Raw genomic sequence first — 3,037 nt, 5'->3', positions numbered from 1 at the left:
ATCAGCGTTGAAGCCCTCAAAAAGATGCTCCTCACATTTTCGTCGCTGATTATGGAATTTGAAGGAAGGGTTGGATCTATTGATCTGAACCCGGTTATCTGCAACGCCGCACGGTGTGTAATAACCGATGCACGAATAATGCTCACCGGCTGTTAGCCTATGATATGGAACCCTCCATCGATGTAGTGAACATCGCCGGTGATGCTCTTCGACCGGTCACCCACTAAAAAACCCGCAAGGCTGCCGACATCCTCTATGGTTACCAGGTGGTGTTCCGGCGCACCGGCAACAGCGCGTTCCATCAATTCATCAAAATGTTCAATCCCCGATGCTGCCCGCGTCAGGATAGGTCCGGGAGAGATGGAGTTAACCCTGATCTTTTTCGGGCCCAGTTCTGCAGCCATGTATCGAACACAGCTCTCCAGCGCTGCTTTTACCGGCCCCATAATATTGTAGTTTGCCACCACCTTTTCCGAACCATAATAGGTAATGGTGAGAAGAGAACCGCCATTCTGCATCAACGGCTCAGCAAGACGTGCTGCCTGGATAAAGGAATAACAGGAGGTTTCCATGGCGAGCAGGAATCCCTCTCTTGAACAATCTGTTACGCGGGCATGGAGGTCATCTTTCGGTGCAGAAGCAATGCTGTGAAGGACAAAATCAAGCCCTCCCCATTCCCGGGATATTCTCTCAAAAACGGTCTCCATGCTACCGGGGGTTTCAACATCGCAGGGCATAATGATCGGGCAGCCCATATCCTCTGCAAGGGGCCTGACAAATCGTTCTGCCTTTTCGTTGCGGTATGTAACAGCCATCTCAGCGCCGAGAAGATGGAATACCTTTGCACAACCGTATGCTATGCTCTTATCATTGGTAATCCCGAGTATCAACCCCCGTTTGTCTGCAAGGTGGTGGCTGGTGACACCCCTCATCTTCCGGAAGGCCTGCGGATATTTCTCCATAATCTCCGTGATCTCTTGTTCAACCTCGCTTTCATTCCCCATAATACACCCCCTGTTTACACTGTATCTTTCAAGTATACCGTAAAAAGTGAGGCTGTCAAGAGACGGGCCGCAATGAAAGCCGGCCCATGGCTCATGGCAAAACACCCGTAAGTCGTTAGGCGTAAGTCGTAAGGGGAGAAAGACAGCCGAGAGCGAGGAGCCAAAGAATCGCCTAACGCCTATCGCCTTACGCCTAACGGACTTACTGTCAGTTGCCCTTATAGGTGATCATCATCATCGTGATGTCATCGGATTGAGGCGTGCTGCCGGTGAATTCTGTTATCTCCTGCATCACTGCGCTTATGACCTGATCAACGGTTTTGCCCTGGTATATCGATAACCCTTTCTGGAGGCGTTCCTCGGAGAAAAGTTCGTTCCTTTCATTCATCGCCTCCGTAACCCCATCAGTATAGAAGAACAACGAATCGCCCTGTCCAAGCATAATACTACGGGTAGTGTATTGAGCTTCCTCCATCGCACCGACAAGAAGTTCACCGGATGTTTCAAGGTAAGAAACATCTCCGTTTCCCTTTATCAGCAGCGGGGGGTTGTGCCCTCCGTTTGTAAACTGCACCTCCCCGGTCATGACGTTCAGGATCCCGCAAAAAACCGTTACGAACATGCTCATGTCGTTGCCTATGCAGAGGTCTTCGTTTACCCTGGAGATGATCTTGTCGGGGGTCAGGCCCACTGTGGCCTTCGCCTTGATAAGGGTCTTCGTGAGCGCCATGAACAACGCTGCCGGAATACCCTTACCCGAGACATCGGCAATGACGAAACAGAGATGTTCATCGTCTACGAAGAAGAAGTCGTAAAAATCCCCTCCGATCTCCCTGGCCGGTTTTATCATGGCATAGATGTCAAATTCCGTCCTTTCCGGGTAGGGAGGGAATTTCTTCGGCAGGATGCCCATCTGGATGTCATGGGCTATCTTCAGTTCGCTTTCCATGCGCTCCCTTGACGCTGTAGCCTCTGTAAGTTCCCCGATATATTCCTTCAGGGATTCCCTCATGAAGCTGAATGCCTCGGAGAGCTTCCCTACCTCATCACCTGATTTCACAGGCGGCAATTCAATATCAAAGTTTCCTGACCCAATATGTTCTGTTGCCTTTGCCATGTGCCTTAACGGTCCCGTTATGGACCTGGCGATAAACACAACTGCCACGGCAAGCAGGAAGAGACCGGTAATCCCCAGGAAAAGCACGATCCGGTTGAGGTTCGTGATATCTTCCATCAGTTCGTCCTGCGGGAAAAGAATACCAAGGGACCAGCCGCTTGACTTTATCGGCACATAGGCCATCCAGCAGGATTTTCCGGTAACCGCGCTCTTGACCCACATGGGCGCAATACCCGACTCACCCCTTATCATCTTCCTTCCAACCTCTCTGAGCCTATCGTCCTCCCGTGCCTCCGCGATCGTAAAGATCGTCTCGTTCATTACGAACTCTTTTTTAGGGTGCGTTACAAAGGTCCCGTTTTTGGATATCAAAAAACCATATCCGGATTTGAGGATCTTTATAGAGGAAACGATATTGCGCAGACTTTCGAGGGATATGTCTACAACGATAACGCCCGCTATCTGCCTTTTATTGCCGATCTTTTTGTAAAAGGGAACGGAATAGGAGGACATCAGGATACCGCCGCCTTCGCCAAAATAGGGCTCTATCCACTGCGGGCGTTCAAGCTCCTTTGGGATCTGATACCAGTCCCATAAAAAATAATTATAGTACTTATCGAGGTATTTAAAATTGATCCCTCCGTAAGCCTTGTAAAAATAAGGCGCAAAAAACTCCTGATCCTTCTTGAACATATAGGGCTCAAAGGCGATTGCCGCTCCATATATTTCAGCGTTATTCTCAACAATTGCATAGAGGACCTGGAAAAGTTCCTGTTCATTGTTCGTACTGTTCTCCAGAAAGTATGCTATGTTTTCAGGTATCTTCTGAGTAGCGCTCAACAGCACCTCGATCTTGCTTGTCGTCGTGGTAATAAGGTTGCTCGAATTCTCCTTGATCCCTTTTGCTATCATCTGC

2 protein-coding genes are annotated in these 3,037 nt (G+C 49.4%); both read right to left on the bottom strand.

Features of this window, described 5'->3' with window-relative positions:
* Positions 1-152 precede the first annotated feature (152 nt).
* A complete protein-coding gene (gene fabI / locus PHU49_02650) occupies positions 153-1,004 on the bottom strand; it encodes an enoyl-ACP reductase FabI (GenBank protein MDD5242895.1) in 852 nt (283 codons plus the stop codon).
* Positions 1,005-1,212: 208 nt separating this feature from the next.
* Positions 1,213-3,037, bottom strand: a 1,825-nt coding sequence (locus PHU49_02645) for a SpoIIE family protein phosphatase (protein MDD5242894.1), incomplete at its 5' end; no start/stop codon positions are given.

It is taken from the genome of Syntrophorhabdaceae bacterium (assembly GCA_028713955.1).
Lineage (GTDB): Bacteria > Desulfobacterota > Syntrophorhabdia > Syntrophorhabdales > Syntrophorhabdaceae > UBA5609.
The sequence above is the reverse complement of the archived record's forward strand: the minus strand, read 5'-3'. Positions and strand labels throughout refer to the sequence as shown.